The 21,957-nt window shown below is 71.3% G+C and carries 22 protein-coding genes; 16 read left to right on the top strand and 6 right to left on the bottom strand.

The window, feature by feature from the left end; genetic code table 11:
- Nucleotides 1-43: 43 nt before the first annotated feature.
- Entirely contained in the window at nt 44-1,546 is a 1,503-nt protein-coding gene (locus tag ACQP2F_RS26960; protein ID WP_433292040.1) for a M1 family metallopeptidase, read from the top strand.
- Nucleotides 1,547-1,626: 80 nt separating this feature from the next.
- Complete coding sequence (locus ACQP2F_RS26955; RefSeq protein ID WP_433292038.1) at nt 1,627-3,543, top strand: potassium transporter Kup; 1,917 nt, start codon at nt 1,627-1,629, stop codon at nt 3,541-3,543.
- An 18-nt stretch (nt 3,544-3,561) separates the two neighbouring features.
- Here the strand turns inward: ACQP2F_RS26955 and ACQP2F_RS26950 are convergent, their stop codons facing one another.
- Nucleotides 3,562-3,765, bottom strand: a complete 204-nt coding sequence (locus ACQP2F_RS26950; RefSeq protein WP_433292036.1) for a hypothetical protein — start codon at nt 3,763-3,765, stop codon at nt 3,562-3,564.
- Between the two features lie 91 nt (nt 3,766-3,856).
- Between ACQP2F_RS26950 and ACQP2F_RS26945 the strand changes: the two genes are divergently transcribed.
- From ACQP2F_RS26945 to ACQP2F_RS26930, 4 genes are all read left to right on the top strand, one after another.
- The gene (locus tag ACQP2F_RS26945; protein ID WP_433292034.1) at nt 3,857-4,477 is read left to right on the top strand and encodes a CGNR zinc finger domain-containing protein; all 621 of its coding nucleotides are present in this window, start codon (nt 3,857-3,859) and stop codon (nt 4,475-4,477) included.
- A gap of 36 nt (nt 4,478-4,513) precedes the next feature.
- Nucleotides 4,514-4,807 carry a hypothetical protein gene (locus ACQP2F_RS26940; protein ID WP_433292032.1) on the top strand — a complete coding sequence of 98 codons (294 nt, stop codon included), beginning with the start codon at nt 4,514-4,516 and terminating at the stop codon, nt 4,805-4,807.
- A 62-nt stretch (nt 4,808-4,869) separates the two neighbouring features.
- Nucleotides 4,870-6,246: a cytochrome P450 gene (locus tag ACQP2F_RS26935; RefSeq protein WP_433292030.1), complete on the top strand. Its 1,377-nt coding sequence runs from the start codon at nt 4,870-4,872 to the stop codon at nt 6,244-6,246.
- 107 nt (nt 6,247-6,353) lie between these two features.
- Entirely contained in the window at nt 6,354-7,442 is a 1,089-nt protein-coding gene (locus tag ACQP2F_RS26930) for a ScyD/ScyE family protein (protein WP_433292028.1), read from the top strand.
- Here ACQP2F_RS26930 and ACQP2F_RS26925 read toward each other — a convergent pair.
- Genes ACQP2F_RS26925 through ACQP2F_RS26915 form a run of 3 tightly spaced genes read right to left on the bottom strand, consistent with a single transcriptional unit; the run spans nt 7,420 to nt 10,606 of the window.
- Nucleotides 7,420-8,274, bottom strand: a complete 855-nt coding sequence (locus tag ACQP2F_RS26925; RefSeq protein WP_433292026.1) for an alpha/beta fold hydrolase — start codon at nt 8,272-8,274, stop codon at nt 7,420-7,422. The two genes, ACQP2F_RS26930 and ACQP2F_RS26925, sit on opposite strands and share 23 nt — an antisense overlap.
- Entirely contained in the window at nt 8,271-9,131 is an 861-nt protein-coding gene (locus ACQP2F_RS26920; protein ID WP_433292024.1) for an SDR family NAD(P)-dependent oxidoreductase, read from the bottom strand. Before ACQP2F_RS26920 ends, ACQP2F_RS26925 begins: the two co-directional genes overlap by 4 nt.
- Complete coding sequence (locus tag ACQP2F_RS26915; RefSeq protein WP_433292022.1) at nt 9,128-10,606, bottom strand: flavin-containing monooxygenase; 1,479 nt, start codon at nt 10,604-10,606, stop codon at nt 9,128-9,130. Before ACQP2F_RS26915 ends, ACQP2F_RS26920 begins: the two co-directional genes overlap by 4 nt.
- Nucleotides 10,607-10,676: 70 nt before the next feature.
- Between ACQP2F_RS26915 and ACQP2F_RS26910 the strand changes: the two genes are divergently transcribed.
- Nucleotides 10,677-11,684, top strand: a complete 1,008-nt coding sequence (locus ACQP2F_RS26910; RefSeq protein ID WP_433292020.1) for an AraC family transcriptional regulator — start codon at nt 10,677-10,679, stop codon at nt 11,682-11,684.
- Here the strand turns inward: ACQP2F_RS26910 and ACQP2F_RS26905 are convergent.
- Nucleotides 11,678-11,971 (bottom strand): DUF4873 domain-containing protein, encoded by a 294-nt coding sequence (locus ACQP2F_RS26905; RefSeq protein WP_433292018.1) that lies wholly within the window; start codon nt 11,969-11,971, stop codon nt 11,678-11,680. The genes ACQP2F_RS26910 and ACQP2F_RS26905 overlap by 7 nt on opposite strands.
- The gene (locus tag ACQP2F_RS26900) at nt 11,961-12,632 is read right to left on the bottom strand and encodes a TetR/AcrR family transcriptional regulator (protein WP_433292016.1); all 672 of its coding nucleotides are present in this window, start codon (nt 12,630-12,632) and stop codon (nt 11,961-11,963) included. The genes ACQP2F_RS26905 and ACQP2F_RS26900 overlap by 11 nt, the downstream gene beginning before the upstream one ends.
- A gap of 56 nt (nt 12,633-12,688) precedes the next feature.
- Here ACQP2F_RS26900 and ACQP2F_RS26895 point away from each other — a divergent pair, with 56 nt between their 5' ends.
- The 9 genes from ACQP2F_RS26895 to ACQP2F_RS26855 all read left to right on the top strand — a co-directional run bounded on the left by ACQP2F_RS26895 (nt 12,689) and on the right by ACQP2F_RS26855 (nt 21,951).
- A complete protein-coding gene (locus ACQP2F_RS26895; RefSeq protein ID WP_433292014.1) occupies nt 12,689-13,582 on the top strand; it encodes an AurF N-oxygenase family protein in 894 nt (297 codons plus the stop codon).
- A 169-nt stretch (nt 13,583-13,751) separates the two neighbouring features.
- Nucleotides 13,752-13,943, top strand: coding sequence for a hypothetical protein (locus tag ACQP2F_RS26890; protein ID WP_433292012.1), 192 nt, complete (start codon nt 13,752-13,754; stop codon nt 13,941-13,943).
- The gene (locus tag ACQP2F_RS26885; protein ID WP_433292010.1) at nt 13,936-14,118 is read left to right on the top strand and encodes a hypothetical protein; all 183 of its coding nucleotides are present in this window, start codon (nt 13,936-13,938) and stop codon (nt 14,116-14,118) included. The genes ACQP2F_RS26890 and ACQP2F_RS26885 overlap by 8 nt, the downstream gene beginning before the upstream one ends.
- Nucleotides 14,119-14,242: 124 nt before the next feature.
- A complete protein-coding gene (locus tag ACQP2F_RS26880; RefSeq protein ID WP_433292008.1) occupies nt 14,243-15,346 on the top strand; it encodes a uroporphyrinogen-III synthase in 1,104 nt (367 codons plus the stop codon).
- 331 nt (nt 15,347-15,677) lie between these two features.
- Nucleotides 15,678-16,343 carry a sirohydrochlorin chelatase gene (locus ACQP2F_RS26875; protein WP_433292006.1) on the top strand — a complete coding sequence of 222 codons (666 nt, stop codon included), beginning with the start codon at nt 15,678-15,680 and terminating at the stop codon, nt 16,341-16,343.
- 131 nt (nt 16,344-16,474) lie between these two features.
- Nucleotides 16,475-18,931 carry a nitrite reductase large subunit NirB gene (gene nirB / locus ACQP2F_RS26870; protein ID WP_433292004.1) on the top strand — a complete coding sequence of 819 codons (2,457 nt, stop codon included), beginning with the start codon at nt 16,475-16,477 and terminating at the stop codon, nt 18,929-18,931.
- Entirely contained in the window at nt 18,928-19,260 is a 333-nt protein-coding gene (locus tag ACQP2F_RS26865; protein WP_433292002.1) for a Rieske (2Fe-2S) protein, read from the top strand. Before nirB ends, ACQP2F_RS26865 begins: the two co-directional genes overlap by 4 nt.
- Entirely contained in the window at nt 19,257-20,591 is a 1,335-nt protein-coding gene (locus ACQP2F_RS26860) for a nitrate/nitrite transporter (RefSeq protein WP_433292000.1), read from the top strand. The genes ACQP2F_RS26865 and ACQP2F_RS26860 overlap by 4 nt, the downstream gene beginning before the upstream one ends.
- Nucleotides 20,592-20,919: 328 nt before the next feature.
- A complete protein-coding gene (locus ACQP2F_RS26855) occupies nt 20,920-21,951 on the top strand; it encodes an alpha/beta hydrolase-fold protein (protein WP_433291998.1) in 1,032 nt (343 codons plus the stop codon).
- The last annotated feature ends 6 nt before the right edge of the window (nt 21,952-21,957 follow it).

The raw sequence follows: 21,957 nt of genomic DNA, 5'->3' as shown, positions 1-21,957 counted from the left end.
AGCCGTACTGACGCGCGTTGATATCTTGTTACGCTCGGCGACCATGAGCACAAACACGGGTAACACCTCGTCCCGCCTGGTGGCCGCCGGCTCGGCCCTGCTCCTCGGGCTGACGGGTGCCGTGGTGACCGGCACGGCGCCCGCCGCCGCGTCTGGCCATCACCCCACCCCGGGCGCCGCCGGCCTGGGAGACCGGCTGTATCCGCTGCTCGGCAACGGGGGATACGACGTCCAGAACTACGACATGCACCTCACCTATCCGAAGAAGGACCCGGCCCAGCAGGTACGCGGCGACGTCACCATCACCGCGGTGGCCACCCAGGCCCTGTCCCGCTTCGACCTCGACTTCGGTGGCGACAACGTCGGCGGGGTCTCCGTCGACGGCCGCCGCGCGTCGTTCAGCCGCTCGGGCGACGAGCTGGTGATCACGCCGCGGCACGCGATCGGCAAGCGGCACCGCTTCACCGTCCAGGTCTCGTTCGCGGCGACCCCGATCTCGCCCAATGCGAGCTCGCCGGCCGGCTTCGTGAAGACGCCGGACGGCACGGTGCTGGCCGGGCAGCCGGACCAGTCGCACAACCTCTTCCCGAGCAACGACCACCCGCGCGACAAGGCCACGTACACGATCACGCTGACCGTGCCCTCGGGCTGGTCGGGCACCGCCAACGGCAAGCTGGTCCGCACGAGGAGCCGGGACGGGTACGTCTCCACGACCTGGCGCGAATCCCACCCGATGGCCAGCGAGCTCGTGCAGGTGGTGGCGGGTGACTTCATCACGTACGTGCGGAAGCCCGTCAACGGCACGCCGATCCGCGACGTCGTTCCCCGCCGGCTCGCCGGCAAGCTCCTGCCGGTGGCCGACGACGAGCGCAAGGAGCTCGCCTGGCTCGAGGGCAAGGTCGGGCGCTACCCGTTCGAGAACTACGGCTCGCTGGTGATCGACGGCAACCTCGGCTTCGCGCTGGAGACGCAGACTCTCTCGCTCTACGACAGCGGCACGTTCGGCCTGCCCACCGTCGTCATCAACCCGATCATGGCGCACGAGCTGGCCCACCAGTGGTTCGGCGACAGCGTGGCGCCCTGGGAGTGGAGCGACGTCTGGCAGAACGAGGGGCACGCGACCTGGTACGAGGTGCTCTACGCCGACGAGACGGGCACGCTGCAGGAGTACGCGGACGTCCCGACGCTGGACGCCTACTACAAGCGGGCCTACTCGCGTGGCGACCAGTACCGCGCGAAGTACGGCCCGGTCGGCCACCCGCTGAAGGCCGACGTGATCTGGGACGTCTTCAACCCGAACGTGTACGACGGTGGCGCGCTGGTGCTGTTCGCCCTGCGCCAGAAGATCGGCGTGGCCGCCTTCGAGCACCTCGAGCGGGCCTGGGTCGCCAAGTACCGCGGCCGGTCCGCCTCGTCGCAGGACTTCATCGACCTGGCGTCGCGGATCTCGCACCAGAACCTCAACGGGTTCCTGCACGCCTGGCTCTACGGCACCAAGACCCCGCCGATGCCCGGCCACCCGGACTGGACCGTGACCCCCGTCTAGTTTTCGTCCGGCGCGTTCTTCCCTTTTGGCACCCCGGGGGCCGTAGTGTCCCCGGGGTCACCCATGCGAGGGAGGAAGCGGTGGCGCAGCAACACGGCAGCGCGCGGGACAAGGTGCGGCTCACGCTGATCGTCGGCGCGCTCGGCGTCGTGTTCGGGGACATCGGCACCAGCCCGATCTACACCCTGCAGACGGTCTTCAACCCCGACGACCCGCACCCGGTGCCGGTGAGCACGGAGAACGTCTACGGCATCTGCTCGCTGATCTTCTGGTCGGTCATGTTCGTGGTGACGATCAACTACATCCTGCTCGCCATGCACGCCGACAACGACGGCGAGGGCGGCGTGATGGCCCTGATCACGCTGCTGCGGCGCTCGGCCGAGGGGCGCGGGCGCAGGGTGGCGCTGTTCCTGGCCGCGCTCGGCATCTTCGGCGCCTCCCTGTTCTTCGGCGACAGCATGATCACGCCGGCGATCTCGGTGCTCTCCGCGGTCGAGGGCGTCAAGCTGGTGCGGCCGTCGCTGGCCGAGGCCGTGGTCCCGATCACCGCCGTGATCATTGTGGTGCTCTTCCTGGTGCAGCGGCGCGGCTCGGCGTCGGTCGGCCGCGTCTTCGGCCCGGTCATGATCACCTGGTTCACGGTCATCGGCGTCCTCGGCGTGGCGGGCATCGCCAAGCACCCCGCCATCCTCGAGGCGCTTTCCCCCTCGTACGCGGTGGGGTTCCTGTTCGGGCATTTCGGCATCGCGTTCTTCGCGCTCGCCGCCGTCGTGCTGTCGGTGACCGGCGCCGAGGCGCTCTACGCCGACATGGGCCATTTCGGGCGCAAGAACATCTCTCGTGGCTGGCTGTTCCTGGTGCTGCCCGCGCTGACCCTGAGCTACTTCGGTCAGGGCGCCCTGATCATCGAGGACCACGCGAACATCAGCGGCCCGTTCTTCCTGCTCGCCCCGGACTGGCTGCGGCTGCCCCTGGTGCTGCTCGCCACCGCGGCCACCGTGATCGCCGCCCAGGCCGTGATCACCGGCGCGTTCTCGGTCACCTCCCAGGCGGCCCAGCTCGGTTACCTGCCGCGGCTGCGGGTCGCGCACACCAGCGAGCACGAGATCGGCCAGATCTACGTGCCCTGGATCAACTGGCTGCTGATGGTGTCGGTGCTGACGCTGGTGTTCGCGTTCCGCAGCTCGGCGGCGCTGGCGTACGCGTACGGCATGACCGTCACCGGCACGATCACCATCACCACCCTGCTCTTCTTCTACATCGCGCGGCAGCGCTGGCAGACCTCGCTGTGGCTGCTGATCCCCGGCGCCGTGGTGCTGCTCTCGATCGAGCTGCTGTTCGTGGCGGCCAACCTGACCAAGCTGTTCCACGGCGCCTGGCTGCCGCTGCTGATCGCGCTCGTCGCCTTCACGGTGATGACCACCTGGCAGAAGGGCCGGGCGATCGTCACCGCCGAGCGCCGCCGCCGGGAGGGCACGCTCAGCGAGTTCATCGAGGACCTCACGCGCAACGCCGCCCAGATCGTCCAGGTGGCGGGCACCGCGGTGTTCCTGAACCGGGGCAACCAGACCGCGCCGCTGGCGATGCGGGCGAACGTCGAGCACAACCACGTCCGCCACGACCACGTCCTGATCATCTCGATCGAGACGCTGCCGGTGCCGCGCCTGACCGACGAGGAGCGGATCACCGTCGACGCGCTCGGCTTCGAGGACGACGGCATCTTCTTCGTCAGCGCCCGCTTCGGCTACGCCGAGTCCCAGGACCTGCAGGCGGCGCTGCGGCTGCTCGACCCCGGCACCACCGAGGGCCGCCTGGACCTCGACAACGCCTCCTACTTCCTGTCGAAGATCGAGCTGCGCCGCGGCGCCGAGCCGACGATGGCCGCCTGGCGCAAGCGCCTGTTCATCGCCACCTCGTACATCACCGCCGACGCCGCCGAGCACTTCGGCCTGCCCCGCGACCGTACGGTCATCATGGGCTCGCACATCGAGGTCTGACGTCGCGGCGGCCGGTCCTCAGGCCGTTCGCTCCCGGGTCCACCGGGGCGCGTGCCCGTGCCCGTGGTCGAGTCGTTCGGCGAGCCGGTGCAGCGCGCCGGCGGTGCGCAGCCGCAACCGCCCGGGCTGCGCCTCGGGGACGACCGGGCTGTCCGGCAGCGCCGAGTTGGCAAGACGGCCGACGTCGTGGTTGACCAGCGGAATCAGTCCGAGCTCCTGCATGGTTCTGCTCCTGTCATCTGATGCGGGCTAACCTTGCTTCACTGGCAACATACCGCACGTGATGCGGGTCAAACATAGTTTGGTGGAATCAATGCCGGATCCCGGTTTCCCTCCGCTGTTCGGCGGCGTGGCCGCCCTCGACTTCGCCAACACGCTCGACGGGCGGGCCACCGCGCAACCCGAGGAGTTCCTGCGTGGCTATGCGGACGTGGCCGGCTGGGCCGCGTATGCCGGGCTGATCGACGGGAAGACCGCGGGCCGGCTGACGGATCTGTTCGGTCCCGGCGGCCGGGCCGGCGAAGGCGAGGGGGCGTTGCGTACCGCGGTCGAGTTGCGCGAGGCGATCTTCCAGGTCTTCGGCGCGGTGGGCCGCGGGGAGCCGGCCCCGCCCGCGGCGCTTGCCGTGGTGCAGGCCCGGTACTCGGACGCGATGGCCGTGGCCCGGTTGGCGGCGGAGGGCGACGGCTTCGCATGGCGCTTCGCCGGCGATGATCCGGGCCGGGCGTGGTGGCCGGTGGCGGTGTCGGCCGTGCGGCTGCTCACCGGCGGGCCGCTCGACCGGGTCAAGGTGTGCGCGGCCGAGGCGGGCTGTATCGGCCTGTTCCTGGACACCAGCAAGAACCGCAGCCGGCGCTGGTGCACGATGGACGGCTGCGGCGTGGAGGCGAAGGTGCAGCGCCAGGCCCGGCGCCGGGCCGCCCGCCGAGCCTGAGCATCGGCCGCCGCGCCGATCGGGGATAGTGGGCGGATGTTCAGGCGGAAGCTGCGTGATCTCGGCCCCGGGGAGCTCGTCACCGAGCTGCATCCCTACCACGAGTGGAGCGAGGCGCACACCTCGGCCGCGGTGGGGGAGATCGCCGAGCTGGTGCGCTATCTCAACCACGCGACGCAACACCCGGAGGCGCTGCCGGGGCCGGCCGCGGCGGTCGGGCGGCAGGTCGTCGAGGCCGGGCTGGGTGAACGGCTGGACGCCCTGGGCCGGGAGATCGAGGCGGCCGGCTTCGCGGCCCGGCGGCTGACGCTGCGGCGGCCAACCTGGTGATTTGCCCGACTTTGTTCCGGGCGGGGTCGCGGTGCGCCACGGGGCTGAATACGGTACGTCACATGACTACCGAGAGCGTGATGCGGACGCCGGTGGTGCGGGGGCTTCCGGTCGTGGGCAATGCCCTGCGGATGGGCAAGGACCCCGCACAGTTCTTCGTCGATTGCTACCGGGCCCACGGCCCGGTTTTTCGTGTCCGGGTGATGGGCCGCGAGCACGCGGTCATCGCCGGCCCCGAGGCGGCCGAGTTCCTCGGCACCGCCGAGGGGCGGGAGTGCCTGCGGTCGCGGGAGTTCTGGAGCGGCCTGGTCGAGGAGTACGGCGCCACCCGCACCCTGCCGGGCGAGGACGGCCCGGCCCACAAGGAGCTGCGCGACATCATGCGCCGCGGCTACTCGCGGGAGGCGATCGCCGACCGGCTCGACGAGGTCGTCGCGATCACCGACCGCAACATCGAGGCGACCTGGCGGCCGGGCGCCACGGTCCCGGTGCTGCGGTCGATGCAGGCCCTGGTCACCGACCAGCTCGGCGAGCTGCTCACCGGGGCGTCCCGGCCGGAGTACGTGCGCGACATCCGGCTGGCCACCGTCTACATCCTGAACGTGCTGGTCACCCGCACGCGGCCACGGGTGCTGCTGCGCGACCCGCGGTACAAGCGGGCCAAACGCCGGGTGGCCGAGCTGAGCGGCAAGATGATCGCCGAGCGGGCCCAGGCCGGGCCGGAGGCGAAGCCGGCGATCCTGATCGACGACCTGCTGCGGGCCAACCGGGAGAATCCGGCGGCGATGCCCGACTCCGATCTGATGATCAGCGTGACCGGGCCGTACGTGGCCGGCCTCGACACGGTGGCCAACACGATCTCGGCCTTCGTCTACGCCGTCCTCAAGCATCCCGGCGTGCTCGAGCGGGTGCGGGCCGAGGCCGACGAGCTGTTCCGCAAGGGCAGCATCACCGAGAAAGACCTGCGCGGCATCCCGGCGATCCGCGGCGCGCTGATGGAGACGATGCGGCTCTATCCGATCGCCGTCGTGCAGATGCGCACCGCCACCCGCGACTTCACGTTCCAGGGGCACTGCATCGCGGCCGGCGAGACGATCTACATCGGCACGAGCGTCCCGCATTTCCTGGAGGAGTTCTTCCCCGATCCGATGAAATTCGACATCGACCGGTACGAGAAACCGCGTGCCGAGCACATGCGGGCGGGCGCCTATTCGCCGTACGGGCGGGGGCAGCACGTCTGTCTGGGCAAGACGCTCGCCGATGTGCAGATGCTGGTCACGATGGCGCGCATGTTCCACCGGCTCGACCTGCGCCTGGAGTCGGCCGACTACGTGCTGGCCCGCAATTCGGTGCCGACCCCGGGCCCGGCCCTCTCGTTCAAGGTCAAGGTCGCCGGCCTCCGCAACCAGGGGTCACCGCACTCGGGCAATGAGGCCTGATAGGACGACCGAACGGCGGGTTACCCCCTCACCGGCCCTTTCCTAGGTTGAAATTTGCCGCCGCACAACAATGCGGACAAGGCACACAATCTGGGGGGAGAAAGAAAGTGAGAAAACTACGCGCCTTCGCGATTCTGGGCATGAGCGCCCTGACCGTGATCGCCGCTCAGCCGGCGTACGCCTCGGCCGGTCACGGCCGGCCGCCGGTGCGCACGATCACCGAGGGACTGGACGGGCCGTACGGGCTGCAGATCACCCGGCACGGGCACGCGCTGGTCGCCGAGGGCGACTCGGGCGAGATCACCGACGTGGACCTGCGGACCGGCGCCCAGCGCACGGTGATCGCGGATCTGCAGGCGCCGTCCGGCGTCGCCACCCACGGCGACAAGATCTACGTGACGCTCGGCGGGGGCAGCCCGGACGGTCCGCCACCGCCGTCGAAGTATCCGCCCGCGTCGCTGCTGGTGGCGAAGAAGAACGGCACGGGCGTACGCGTCCTGGCCGACCTGCAGGCGTACGAGCTCAAGCACAATCCCGACGGCCAGGTGCAGTTCGACAAGAACGGCAACCCGTACGACGCGCTGTCCAACCCGTTCAGCCTGACCGACACGCCGTGGGGGTTGCTGGTCGCCGACGGCGGCGCCAACGACGTGCTCCGCGTCGACCCGCACAGCGGCCGGGTCTCCACCTATTTCGTGCCGCCGACCGCCAAGACGCCGGCCTGCCTCAAGCCCGAGGCCCAGGCCAACCCGGGCACGATCGGCTGCGACCCGGTTCCGACCGGCGTCGCCGTCCAGGGCCGTTACGTCTACGTCTCCACCTTGGGTGCGGAGTCACCCGGCGCGTCCGTCGTCTGGAAGCTGGACGGCCGCACCGGCCGGGTCCTGCACAAGTGGACCGGGTTCACCGCGCTGACCGGCGTGGCGGTGTCGCCGCGCGGCACGATCTACGCCTCCGAGGTGCTCTTCGGCGCGCCCGAGGGCGACGGCCCGCCCCCGCCCGGGTTCGACCCGGCGACGGTGGGCCGCCTCACCCGCATCGACCACGGCCACGTCACGCACGCCGCGGTCACGATGCCGACCGGTCTGCGCTACGTGGACGGTCACCTCTACGCCACGTCGTGGAGCATCGCCGGCCTGCTCGGCATCCCGCACGCGGGCAAGCTGGTCGACGTCAGCGATCGAGCGTTCCACTAGAGAACTGAGCGAGCCGCGGGCGAACCAACCCGGCGAAGTCGTCCGGGCGCTCGATCTGCGGCATGTGCCCGGTACCGGGGAACAGGTGCCAGTCGGCCTTCGGGAACGCCTCCCGGGCGGCCGCGAGGTGGGCGACCGGGAGGATCCGGTCCCGGTCGCCCCACACCAGCAGCGTCGGCTTCTCGTGCCGGGCCACCCGCGGCAGCAGCTCGGACCGCCAACGTGGCGCGATGCCGCGGAAGCCGCCCAGCGCCCGGGCGATCTCCAGGTAGACGGGGGCGAAGTCGGGCTGGCGGGCCACCTTGATCGCCATCGCGATCCGCTCCGGGGTGACCATCGCCCGCTCGGCGAACAGGTTCCGCTCGATGCGCGGCGCCGTGTAGTCGTCGATCCGGCCGAGCAGGCGGCGCCCGACGCCCGGGATCGCCAGCATGCGCAGGGCGAAGGTCACCTCCTTGCCGAAGCCGGCGCTGTTGACCAGGGTCAGCGTCGATACCCGGCCCGGGTCGTCGACCAGCATCTGCATCGAGACGGCCCCGCCGAGGCTGTTGCCCATCAGGTGCACCGGCCGGGTCTCGCCGAGCGCGTCGAGCGTCGCCCACACGCCGCCGGCCAGGCAGGCGAGCGTGGTGCTCTCCTTCAGGCGCTGGCTGAGCCCGAAGCCGGGCATGTCGAGGGAGATCACCCGGTGGTCGCCGGAGAGCCGGTCGTGCTGCTCCGACCAGTCCTCGAGGCTGCGCCCGATGCCGTGCAGCAGGACCACCGGGGGCGCCTCGCGGTCGCCGGTCTCGTGATAGCGGATCCGCGCGTCGCGTACGGTCACGTAGGTCATCGGGCGGCTCCCTGCGGAGCGCGACGCGAGGTCCGCGCCGAGGTCGCCGCGCGCACGATGCGCTCGTGGCCGACCGGCAGCAGGCGGGCCAGCAGGTCCGGCACCTTGGCGCTGGACGCGATCAGCACCCGGGCCTTGCGCTTGCCGACGGCGTCCAGGATCTGCCGGGCGGCCTTCTCCGGCGGGAACGTCAGCAGCTTGGCGAACACCTTGCGGTGGGGCTCGACCTCGGCGGCCGGGACGCCGCTGCCGACGATCGCGCTTTCCGCGATCCGGGTGCGTACGCCGCCCGGATGCACCGTGGTGACCCCGATGCCGTCGTCCGCGAGCTCGCTGTGCAGCACCTGGCTGAGCCCGCGCAGCGCGAACTTGCTGGCGCTGTACGCGGACTGGCCGGCCGGCGCGATCAGGCCGAACAGGCTGGAGACGTTCACCAGGTGGCTGCCCGGCGACGCCTTGAGCGCCGGCAGCAGCGCGTGGGTGAGCAGCATCGGCGCCCGGAAGTTCACGTTCATCACCCGCTCGAACTCCTCGACGGTGACCTGGTCGAAGCGGCCGCCCAGCGCCATCCCGGCGTTGTTGACCAGCAGGCCGATCGCCGGGTGCTCGGCGAGGACCTGGGTGGCGACCCCCTCGACGGCGGCGCGGTCGGCCAGGTCGGCGACGATCGTCCGCACGGCGCGGCCGGGGTGGACGCGCCCGATGCGGCCGGCGACGTCCTGGAGCCGGGCGTCGTCGATGTCCACGAGCACCAGGTCGCTGCCGCGCGCGGCCAGGCCGTACGCGAGCTGCTCGCCGATGCCGCTGGCCGCGCCGGTGAGCACGGCGGTGCGGCCGGGGAAGTGGTAGGGGGTCATGAGGGGATCTCCTCCAGGGGCGACGAAGAGGGGACGGGGGCGGGGGTCCGCCGGGTGAAGCTCATGTCGCGGGTGACGTCGGCGCGCGGGGTGGTGACCAGGTCGCGCAGGTAGTTCTGGCGCACCAGCCACGGGTCGCGGGCGCCCTGACGGGGGAACAGGTCGAGCGCGCGCTGCACGTAGCCGGAGGAGAGGTCGAGCAGCGGCCGGCCCTGCCCGCCCGGGGTGCGCGGGACGGCGACCGCATAGCCATTGCGGTCCATGTGCTTGAGCAGCCGCATCACGTACCGGTGGGAGAGGTCGGCGCGCAAGGTCCAGGACGCGTTCACATATCCGATGCAGTACGCCATGTTGGGGACGTCGCTCAGCATGATGCCGCGGTACGCCGTGCTGGCACCGATGTCGACCGGCCGGCCGTCCACCGTGGCCTGGACGCCGCCCACCGGGATGAGCGACAGCCCGGTGGCCGAGACGACGATGTCCGCCTCGAGGACGCGGCCGGAGCGAAGCCGGATGCCCTCGGGCACGAACGTGTCGATGTGGTCGGTGACGATCGACGCGCTGCCGTCCCGCAGCACGTCGTAGAGGTCGCCGGACGGGATCACGCACAGGCGCTGGTCCCACGGCTCGTACTTCGGGTTGAAGTGCTCGTCCACGAACGCCGGGTCCTTCAGCGACCGGAGAGCAAAGGACCGCAGGATCTGCCGTACGCGGGCTGGCCGCCGCCGGGCGAGCTGATAGAACCCCTGCGTGATCGCGATGTTCTTGGCGCGCGCGATCCGGTTGGCCACGCCCGCCGGCAGCACCCGCCGCAGCCCGTTGGCGATCACGTCGCGTTCCGGCAGCACGGTCATGTAGGTGGGCGACCGCTGCAGCATGGTGACGTGCCCGGCCTCGGCCGCCATCGCCGGCACCAGCGTCACCGCCGTCGCCCCGCTGCCGATCACCACGACCTTCTTGCCGGCGTAGGACAGGTCCTCCGGCCAGAACTGCGGGTGCACCAGCTTGCCGGAGAAATCCGGAATGCCGGGGAAATCGGGCTGGTACCCCTTGCCGTAGTCGTAATAGCCGGCGCACGCATAGAGGAAGCCGCAGGTCAGCGTCGTGCCGTCGGCCAGGCCCACGGTCCAGCGAGCGTCGCCCGAGTGCCAGTCGGCGGAGACGACCTTCGCGCCGAACCGGATGTGCGGCATGATCCCGCCCTCGACCGCCGTCTCCTCGATGTAGCGGCGGATCTTGTCACCGGGCGCGATCGACTCCGGCTCCCGCCAGGGCCGGAACGGGTAGCTGAGCGTGAACATGTCGGAGTCGGAGCGGACGCCGGGGTAGCGGAACAGGTCCCACGTGCCGCCGATCGCGTCGCGGGCCTCGAGGATCGCGTACGTCTTGCCCGGCAGCTGCTCCTGGAGCCGCCAGGCCGCGCCGATGCCGGACAGGCCGGCGCCGATGATGAGCACGTCGAAGTGTTCGGCCATGTGGCCAGTGTCGATGCCCGCCCCGCCCGGTGACTTGCCTTCTCGCGACACTGATTTATCCTTTCGCGACATGGGATCGGTGGTGCGGGCCGCCGGGCTGCGCGGACTGCCCGGCCTGATCGACGAGCTCGGCGGCGACGGCCGGGGGTTGCTGGCGCGCTACGGCGTCGACGCGGCGCTGCTGGAGACCGACGACGCGGTGATGCCGTCGCTCGCCGCCGGCCGGATCCTGGAGGCGGCCGCCGCCGACCGCGACTGTCCCGACCTGGGCCTGCGACTGGCCGCCCGGCAGGACATCGCGGTGCTCGGCCCGCTCGCCATCGCGATCGAGAACTCGGCCACCCTCGGTGAGGCCCTCGACTGCGCCACCCGGTTCCTGTTCGTGCACTCGCCCGCGCTCACCGTGACCCAGGTGCCCGACCCGTCCGGCCGGCCCGGCGTGATCGGCCTGCGCTACGGCTCGACCGAGATGGACCCGATGCCGCCGCAGGTCTGCGACAACGGGCTGGGCCTGCTGCACCGGATCACCGTGCTGCTGGCCGGCGGCCGGTACGGTCTGCGCTCGGTCCACCTCACGCACCGCCCGCTCGCCCCGGTCGCCCGCTACACCGAGTTCTTCGGCGCCGACGTCCGCTTCGGCCAGGCGGCGGCGGTGCTGCGGGTGCCGGCCACGCTCAACGACGCGACCGTCGCCGGCGGCAACCGGGTGCTGCGCGAGGTCGCCCTCGACTACATGCGCAGCCATTTCCCGGCGCCCGAGCAGGGCCTCGACGAGCGGGTGCGGCAGCTGCTGACCCAGTCGCTCGGCTCGTCGCCGGCCGGCATCGCGGCCGTCGCCCGGCGCCTGCAGATCCATCCGCGCACGCTCCAGCGGCGGCTGGCGGAGAGCGGGACCACCTACGACACGATCCTCGACGCCGTACGCCGGGAGACCGCGCACCGCCTCATCACCACCACCGACCTCCCGTTCAGCCAGGTCACCGCCATGGTCGGGCTGACCGAGCAGTCGGCGCTGACCCGGGCGGTCCGGCGCTGGTTCGGCGTGGGTCCCCGCGACCTGCGCCGCGGCGCTCACTGAAACCACGGGGGCGTGCCGGCTCCGGAAAGCCGGATGCCGCCCCAGGGGTCGGGCTCGCTCAGGCGTACCGCCGCGTCCGGGGAACCCGGAATGGCGATCCGCGCCTCCCGAAGGCCGCCGCTCACCCGCTCGCGCAGCTCTTCGTGCGGTGTCGTGCGCCCCGCCCAGCGGAACCGGCCCTCCAGCGGCTCGAAGTGCGCCGACATCCGGATCTCCACCGGCAGGTCGGCGTCGCCGATCCGCAAGGTCGCCGGGCCGCGGTACTCCTCGTCGTTGTCAGCGTCCATGCCGGGTCTCCTCCTGGTAGGCGGCCAGGCCGCCGGGGATGTCGGCGGCGTGCGCGATGCCGGACACGCCGCCCCACAGGAACGTGGTCAGGTACTCGCCGAGCGCCTCGCGGCTGATCGGCTGCTGCTGCCGCAACCACCAGTCGCCGACCGTCTGCACGTAGCCGACCACCCCGTAGGCCCAGGGCAGGGCCGCGCCCGAGTCGAGCCCGCGCGCCCGCAACCGGTCGCCGAAGATCCGGGCCAGGCCGCTCGCGACGGTGTCCACGACATCGGCCACCACGTCCCGGTGGCGCGCGATGTCGGGCTGGTGCACCACGAACTGGTAGAGGTTCGTGTCGGCCTCGATGTGGCCCAGGTAGGCGTCGATCGCCGCGGCTATGACGTCGCGCTCCTCCCGTACCGCGGCCACGGCCGGGACGATCGCGTCCAGCACCATGGCCGCCGCCCGCCGGCCGACCGCGAGCCAGAGCGCCGACTTGTCGGCGAAATAGCGGTAGAGGACCGGCTTGCTGACGCCGGCGTGCGCGGCGATCGCCTCCATGCCGACCTCGGGGCCCAGCTCGCGGATCGCCTCGATGGCCGCCGCGGTCAGCTCCTCGCGGCGCTGCTCGCGATGGCCGACCCAGCGGCCCTTGCGCCCGTCCTCCGGTGCGTTCATAGTACTAGGAGTAACTGTTACCTCGAGTAACGTCAAGTGCCACGAGGGGGCCACCCATGACCACTACGGATCGTGATCGGACTGCCGCGCGACTGTTGCGCTCCTCGGCTGAGCACTCGTACGACCCCGAGGTGGAGATCGACTGGGAAGCGCCGTTCGCCGACGGGCTCTACTTCGTGCCGCCGGAGCGCTCGTCGCTGTTCGGCACGCCGCTGTGGGAGTCGCTGAGCGAGGAGCAGCGGATCACGCTGACCCGGCACGAGGTGGCCAGCATCGCCGGGCTCGGCGTCTGGTTCGAGACGATCCTCATGCAGCTGCTCATCCGCGGCTACTACAAGCAGGACCCGACCGCCGCCCACGCGCAGTACGCGCTGACCGAGGTGGCCGACGAGTGCCGGCACTCGGTGATGTTCGGCCGCATGATCGACCGGCTCGGCACGCCCGTCTACCGGCCGGACGGGGTGAACGAGTTCCTCGGCAAGTGGATCGCGGCGACCGGGACCGGGCCGCGCATGTTCGCCGCCATCCTCATCTGCGAGGAGATCCTCGACACGCTGCAGCGCGAGGCGATGGCCTGCGAGCAGGTGCAGCCGCTGGTCCGCATGGTGAGCCGCATCCACGTGGTCGAGGAGGCGCGGCACGTGCGCTACGCCCGGGAGGAGCTGGCCCGGCAGGTACGCGCGGCGGGCCGGGGGCGGCTGGCCTTCGACAAGCTGGTGATCGGGCGGGCCGCGTACCTCTGCGGGCGGCGTTTGATCCACCCGGCGGTGTACCGGTCGGTGGGCATCGATCCGGCGGTGGGGCACCGGGCGGCGATGGCCAACCCGCACTTCCGCGAGACGCTGCGGTGGTCGGGGGAGCGGGTCGTGGCCTACCTGCGGGACCTGGACCTGATCGAGGGGCCGGGCATGCCGTTCTGGCGGCGGTCGGGTCTGCTCTCGCCGGCCTGACGGCATCCTCGCCTTTGCCGCATGCTTTGCCGCATCGGCGGGTTGACGCTTTGTCGTATCGGCCGGTTGACGACGCGTTCGAGGCTTACGGTCCGACCGATCGGCCGGTGGGCGGACATCACTCTGCGTGACAGATTTGCGGTCGGGTTTTCCGGGAGGGACCGCAGAGATGGATGACGCACTGGCCGCCTACGGCTCGGGGCACGCCGACGGGATGGCCGGGCGGCACGACGCCGGGCGGGCCGGCGATGCCGAGACCGGCGCCGACTATCGCGTCGGCGTGGTGGACGGGCAGCTCGCCGCCTTCGAGGAGGCCCTGATCGCGGCGATCAGGAAGGCGATGGGCGACCGCCGTGGATGACGAGTTCCGCGCGTACGAGAATGGTCGCTCCGACGGCATCGCCGCGCGCCGCGATGCCGGACGCGCGGAAGACCCCGCGTTCGGCCGGGATTACCGGATCGGCTTCCTGGACGGGCGGCTCGAGGTGTTCCGGATGCACGCCGCCGCCCGCAAGATTGCCGAGGAGCGCGAGTAACGTGGTGCTCACAATCGCCGGCGGGCGGTTGTGAAAGCGCGTTGACGTGTCCGAAACGCCTGTTCGACGTCGCGGTAACCGCAGGTGGCAACGCTTGCGTGAACGACGGCGAGATGGGGAGCGGATGAGCGAGGGCGTGCTGACGGGCTTCACCGTCGCGGTGACCGCCGAGCGGCGCCGTGACGAGATGACGGCGCTGCTGCGCCGCCGCGGGGCCCGGGTGGTGGCGGCGCCGGCCCTCACCATCGTCCCGCTCGCCGACGACGAGGCCCTGCACGCGGCCACCGCGGCCTGCATCGGGCTCGCCCCCGACCTGGTCATCGCCACCACCGGCTTCGGCTTCCGCGGCTGGATCGAGGCCGCCGAGGGCTGGGGGCTCGGCGACCGCCTCCGCGAGGTGCTCGGCAAGGCCCGGATCGTCGCCCGCGGCCCCAAGCCGTGCGGCGCCGTGCGCGCGGCCGGGCTCACCGAGGACTGGGCAGCGGCAACGGAGGCGTCCGAGGAGATCCTCGAACGGCTGCTGTCCGAGGGCGTCGCCGGCCTGCGCATCGTCGTCCAGGAGCACGGCGAGCCGCAGATCGAGTTCGTCGAGGCGCTGCGGTCGGCCGGCGCCGCCGTGGTCGAGGTGCCCGTCTACCGCTGGGTGCCGCCGCCCGACACCGCGCCCGTGCGCCGGCTGGTCGAGCAGATCGCCGCCGGCCAGATCGACGCCGTCACCTTCACCAGCGCGCCCGCCGTCAAGTCGTTCCTGCGGCTGGCCGGCGACGAGGAGGGCGTGGTGCTCGACCGGTTCCGCGCCGGCACGCTGGCCGCCTGTGTCGGCCCGGTCACCGCGGCCCCGCTGGTCGAGCGCGACGTGCCGGTGGCGATGCCGGAGCGCTTCCGCCTGGGCGCGCTGATCAAGACGGTCACCGACGAGCTGCCCCGCCGGACGACGAAGCTGCGCGTCGCCGGCGGCACGCTGGAGGTCCGGGGCCACGCCGTCCTGATCGACGACGTCCCGCACTCCCTGGCCCCGGCCGCGATGGCGATCCTCTCCGCCCTGGCCGCCCGCCCCGGCGTCGTGGTCGGCAAGGATCAGTTGATCGCCGTCCTGCCCCGCGGCAACGACGGGCACGCCGTGGACGTCGCGGTGGCCCGCTTACGCACGGCGCTCGGCTCGGGCCGGCACATCGAGACCGTTATCAAGCGCGGGTATCGGTTGCGCGTCGACGACCCGGCCGCTTGAGTCGCTCCCTGTCGCCGGCCGTGGGATCGCCGCCGTGGTCGGGCCGGGTTGCGCGTGGTGGCGGGTGGCGGGTGGCGGCTCGCCGCGGGATCGTCGCGCCTGGCCCGCGCGATTTTTCCGGCCGCGCCTCGCGGTCGCGCCGCTCGCGCCCGTGCCGCGCGATTTTTGCCGGCCGCGCCTCGCGGTCGCGCCGCCTCCGCCCGTGTCACCACGATCTTGCCGCTCCCGGCTCCGCGATCTTGCCGGCCCCCGCCCTCTCGGGTGGGGGTGAGTCAACCACGGGGCTACGACATTTTCCGGAGCGTCGTCCACAGACTCGAAAGGCCGCGCCATGACCAATCGCCGCACTCTGCTTGCCGTTGCGCACGGCACCCGCTCGGCCGCCGGGCAGCGTCAGATCCGCGATCTCGTCGCGGCGGTCGCCCGCCGGCGGCCCCGGCTCGATGTGCGCCTGTCCTACGCCGACGTCCAGCACCCGCGGATCGGCGAGGTCACGCCCGGCGTCCGCGACGCCGTGGTGGTTCCGCTGCTGCTGTCGGCCGGTTACCACGTACGCGTGGACATCGCCGACGCCGTCGCCGGAACCGGAATCCCGGTGGCCGCCACCCTCGGCCCCGACGATGTGCTGCTGGCGAGCCTGACCCGGCACCTTCCGGCCGCCGCCGACGCCGTCGTGCTGGCCGCCGCCGGATCGTCCGACCCGGCCTGGCGCGCCGGCATCCACGAGATGGCGGACCGGCTCGGCGGCGCCCACGTCGCCTACGCCTCGGGCCGCGACCGCCCGGTGTCCGACGTGGTCGCCGGGCTGCGGGCCGGGGGCGCGCGCCGGATCGCGATCGCCGCCTACCTGCTCGCCGACGGCCAGTTCTACCGCACCCTGCATCGCGCCGGGGCCGATCTCGTGACGCCGCCCCTCTGTCTCGACCCGGCGGTGGCCGGCCTCGTGCTGCGCCGCTTCGAAACGGCTTCTCTCACAATGGCCGCGGCGCCTCTGTAGGGTTTTCCGAACCAACGCGCAATCGCGGCGGTCCGGGCGCAAAACAATGGCCCGGAAGTATCCGTGATGTGCATTCGCCATCGCGATTTCCACGGATGCACGGTCATTGGCCAGGCTCCGCTGGAGGTCTGATGAAACAACGATTGGTGGTCATCGGCAACGGGATGGCCGGTGCCCGGACGGTCGAGGAGATACTGGGCCGCGGCGGCGACTTCGCGATCACGATGTTCGGCGACGAGCCCTACGGCAACTACAACCGGATCATGCTGTCCAACGTGCTCGCCGGCGTCGAGGACGAGTCCGGGATCTTTCTCAACGACCTTTCCTGGTACGCCGACAACGACATCACGTTGCACGCGGGCACTCGCATCGAGCGCATCGACCGGTCGGCCAGGACCGTGCACGCGTCGGACGGCACCGTCACCCCGTACGACAAGTTGGTCATCGCCACCGGCAGCTCCGCCTTCGTCCCGCCGATCAAGGGCGCCCATGTTCCCGGCCGCGGCTATCACCAGGGCGTCTTCGTCTTCCGCACGCTCGACGACACCAGAGCCATGATCCGGTACGCGAAGGAGCACGAGCGCGCGGTCGTGATCGGTGGCGGCCTGCTGGGTCTCGAGGCGGCCCGCGGCCTGCAGAGCCACCTGAGCCGGGTGACGCTCGTGCACGCCCCGGGCCACCTGATGAACACCCAGCTCAACGAGCGGGCCGGCCGCACCCTGCAGGCCACCGTCGAGCAGAAGCTGGGCATCGAGGTCGTGGTCGACGGCATGACCACCGAGATCCTCGGCAAGCACGCCGTCACCGGGGTCAAGCTGGCTGACGGCCGGGTCATCGACTGCGACGTGGTCGTGGTCGCGGCCGGCATCCGGCCCAACGTGCAGGTGGCGGCGGACAGCGGCCTGGTCGTCGAGCGCGGGATCGTGGCCGACGACCAGATGCGGGCGGCCGGCGAGGACGACATCTACGTGGTCGGCGAGTGCGCGCAGCACCGGGGCCAGGTCTACGGCCTGGTCGCCCCGCTCTGGGACCAGGCCAAGGTGCTGGCCGACCACATCACCGGCACGGACAGCGCCGCCGCGTACCACGGGTCGCAGGTCGCCACCAAGCTCAAGGTGGCCGGCGTGGACGTGGCCGCGATGGGGTTGCAGAGCCCGGAGCGCGAGGACGACGAACTGCTCGAGTTCGCCGAGCCCAAGCGGGGCGTCTACAAGAACGTCATCATCCGCGACGACCGGCTCGTCGGCGCGACCCTGGTCGGCGACAACAGCAAGGCGCTCGCCCTGATCAAGGCGTTCGAGAAGGGGCTTCCGCTCCCGGAGGACCGGGCGTCGCTGCTGTTCGACCTCGGCGGCCCCGCGACCGAGGAGAGCGTCGCCGACATGGCCGACGACGAGCAGGTCTGCAACTGCAACGGCGTATCCAAAGGGGCTCTCTGCGGCGCCGTCGCCGAAGGCTGCAGGACGGTCGGCGCGGTGATGGACCGGACGCGGGCCGGCAAGGGCTGCGGCACCTGCAAGCCCCTGGTGCAGCGGATCACGGAGTGGGCCGCCGGCGGCGAGCTGGAGGCCGACCCGGCCGCCTCCTACTACGTGCCAGGCGTGCCGATGCCGAAGCCCGAGCTGATGGACGCCATCCGGCTCTACGGGCTCAAGTCGGTGTCCTCCGTCTTCGCCAGGCTCGGCGGCGAGGAGGACGCGAAAAGCAAGATGGGGCTGGCCTCACTGCTCAAGATGATGTGGGGCGACGCGTACGTCGATGAGCGTGACGCCCGGTTCATCAACGACCGGGTCCACGCCAACATCCAGCGCGACGGCACCTTCTCGGTGGTGCCCCAGATGAAGGGCGGCGTCACCACTCCCGCCCAGCTCAAGCGCATCGCCGAGGTCGCCGAGAAGCACGGCGTCCCGATGGTGAAGCTGACCGGCGGCCAGCGCATCGACCTGCTCGGCATTCCCAAGGAGAAGCTGCCGCAGATCTGGGCCGACCTCGACATGCCCTCCGGATACGCGTACGCGAAAAGCTTCCGCACCGTGAAGACGTGCGTCGGATCGGATTTCTGCCGCTTCGGCGTCGGCGACTCGACCGCGCTCGGGATCGCGCTCGAGGAGCGTTATCAGGGCATCGAGGGGCCGGGCAAGATGAAGCTCGCCGTCACCGGATGCCCACGCAACTGCGCCGAGGCGTACGTCAAGGACCTGGGTGTTGTCGCTATTGACGGCGGCAAATGGGAAATCTACGTCGGCGGCGCGGCCGGAGCGCACGTCCGCAAGGGTGACCTGCTGGCCACGGTCTCGTCGGCGGACGAGGTGATCACGCTGACCGGGCGGTTCCTGCAGTACTACCGGGAGAACGGCAACTGGCTCGAGCGCACGTACGCGTGGGTGCCGCGCGTGGGGATCGAGAAGATCCGGGCCGTGGTCGTCGACGACGCCGAGGGGATCGCCGCCGGACTCGACGCCCGGATGGCGGAATCGGTCGCCGCCTACCGCGATCCGTGGCGGGAACGGACCGAGCCGGTGACGCCCGGGCAGTTCCGCACCTCGCTGCCGCTGACCGTGCTGCCCCAGGTCCCGGTGCGCGCATGAGCGTCGACGCGATCCACGACATCCCGCTCGGGTCGATCCACGACATCCCGCCGGGGGAGGGCCGCGCCTTCGCGGTCGGCGGCGAGACGGTCGCGGTGTTCCGCCTCCGCGACGGTTCCGTCCGCGCCACCTCGGCCGTGTGCCCGCATCGAGGCGGGCCGATCGCCGACGGCCAGATCGACCTCAAGCAAATCGTCTGCCCCCTGCATCTGTACGCCTGGGACCTCACCACCGGCTGCTCGCTCAGCGGTCAGCCCGACATTTCCGTCTTCTCCGTCCGCGTCGACGGCGACCGGCTGTACCTGGCTCTTCCTGGAGGTGCGAATTGACCGCGACCCTGCCCGTGGCCCGTCCCGCCGTGACCGTTCGCGGACACTGGATCGACGACTGGCGTCCGGAGGACCCCGCTTTCTGGGCCACCACCGGCGCGCCGATCGCCCGGCGCAACCTGATCTTCTCGATCCTGTCCGAGCACATCGGCTTCTCGGTCTGGTCGCTGTGGTCGGTGCTGGTGCTTTTCCTCGGTCCCGCGTACGGCATCGACCCGGCCGGCAAGTTCCTGCTCACCGCCGTGCCGACGCTGGTCGGGGCGGCGCTGCGCATCCCGTACAGCTTCGCCGTGTCCCGCTTCGGCGGCCGCAACTGGACCGTCTTCAGCGCGTCCCTGCTGCTCGTGCCGGCCGTGCTGGCCGCGTTCCTGATCCGGCCCGGCGTCTCCTACTCGACGCTTCTCGTCCTGGCCGCGGTGGCCGGCGTCGGCGGCGGCAACTTCGCCTCGTCGATGACCAACATCAACGCCTTTTACCCCAACCGCCTCAAGGGCTGGGCGCTGGGCATCAACGCCGGCGGCGGCAACCTCGGCGTCGCCGCGGTCCAGCTGGTCGGCCTGTTCGTGCTGGCCGTCTTCGGCGCCGGCCACCCCGGCATCGTGGCCGGCATCTACATCCCGCTGATCGTCATCGCCGCGCTGTGCTCGGCCTTCTACATGGACAACCTGACCCAGGCCCGCAGCGAGAAGAGGGCCATGCGCGAGGCCACCCGCTCGCCGCACACGTGGGTGATGTCGCTGCTCTACATCGGCACGTTCGGCTCGTTCATCGGCTTCGGCTTCGCCTTCGGCCAGGTCCTGCAGGTGCAGTTCCACACCGAGTTCAGCACCCCGGTCAAGGCCGCCTACCTGACCTTCCTGGGCCCCCTGCTCGGCTCGCTGATCCGCCCGGTGGGCGGCGCCCTGGCCGACCGCCTGGGCGGTGCCCGCGTGACCTTCGCCAACTTCATCGCCATGGCCGCGGGCGCCGGCATCGTGCTGCTCGCCGCCCAGCAGAGGTCGCTGCCGCTCTACCTGATCGGCTTCATCGCCCTGTTCATCCTGAGCGGCATCGGCAACGGCTCCACCTACAAGATGATCCCCGCCATCTTCAAGGCCCAGCACCCCACCGACGAGCCCCGGGCCCGCCGCCTCTCCGGCGCCGTGATCGGCATAGCCGGCGCGATCGGCGCGCTCGGCGGCGTCCTGGTCAACCTGGCGTTCCGCCAGTCCTTCCTGGAGACCAAGAGCGCCGACGCCGCCTACGTCGCGTTCATCGCCTTCTACGCCCTGTGCGTCCTGGTCACGTGGGCGGTCTACTTGCGACCCACCCGCACCCCCGGCGCCGTCTGACCAGCCTCCCGCGCGACCCCGTTCGACCGGGCGACCCACCTGGCGTGGGTAGCCCGGTCAGCACTCACCCGACGCGGTCTCCGCCCGGCCGGCACCCGCCGCGTTTGCCGGTCGCGCCGCGTTTGCCGGTCGCGCCGCGTTTGCCGGTCGCGCCGCATTTGCCGGTCGCGCCGTGTCTGCTGGTCGCGCCGCGTCTGCCGGCGTCCGGCGGCCGGACCGGGCGGATCCCGCGTTCGCCGAGGCCGCGCTCTATCCGGGCCTCGCGCCGGCCGGCAGCGGCTGGTGGGAGACGCACGTGGAGCCCGGAAACCGTGATTGACTCTCACGCATGCTGCCATGGAGTCACGAGCTCGCCGGAGAGCTGCATCAAGAGACGATCGAGTCGGAGCTGCTGCGCGGAAACCCGCTCGGCGATCCGCACGTACGCCCGCTGTGGGTCTACACCCCGCCCGGCTATGCGGAGAGCCAGGAGCGTTACCCGTCGATCTATGTGATCCAGGGGTACAGCGGACACGTCGGCATGTGGGCCAACCGGTCCCCGTTCCGGCAGCCGTTCATCGAGACCGCCGACGAGGTCTTCGCCAGTGGGGAGGCGCCCGGCTGCGTGCTGGTCTACGTCGACGCGTGGACGGCGTACGGCGGGTCGCAGTTCGTCGACTCGGCCGGCACCGGGGCTTATCACTCGTACCTCTGCGATGAGGTTGTCCCCTGGGTCGACGCGCGCTTCCGCACCCTCGCGGCGCCGGAGTCGCGCGCCATCTCCGGCAAGTCCTCCGGCGGCTTCGGCGCGATGATCACGCCGATGCTGCGGCCGGACCTGTTCGGCGCGCTCGCCACGCACGCCGGGGACGCGCTCTACGAATACTGCTATCTCAACGAGTTCGCCAAGGCCACCCGGGCGTTGCGCGAGTACGACCACGACATCCTCAAGTGGTGGAGCGACTTCCGCGGCCGCACGTCCTTCACCAAGGACAGCGACATGGCCCTGCTCCTGATCCTCGGGTGCACGGCCGCGTTCAGCCCGGCCGAGGACGGCACCCCGCAGCTGCCGTTCGACTCGCGCACCGGCCAGTTGATCCCCGAGCTGTGGGACAAGTGGCTGGCCTGGGACCCGATCCGGATGATCGACAAGTACGCGGACGCGCTCCGCGGGCAGCGCGCCATCTGGATCGACGCCGGCACCAAGGACGAGTGGTTCCTCGACCTCGGCGCCGAGGCGTTCCGGGACGGCCTGATCCGGATCGGCGTTCCCGCGGAGCGCATCCAGTTCGAGCTCTTCCCGGCCGGGCACGGCGGGATCGACTACCGCTATCCCCAGGCGGTGTCGTGGCTGGCGCACCGCTTGGCACGCCAGCCGTGACGACCG

Source organism: Actinoplanes sp. CA-030573 (assembly GCF_050951115.1).
In the GTDB taxonomy this organism is placed as follows: Bacteria; Actinomycetota; Actinomycetes; order Mycobacteriales; family Micromonosporaceae; genus Actinoplanes.
This window is presented reverse-complemented; position numbering and strand designations above follow the sequence as displayed.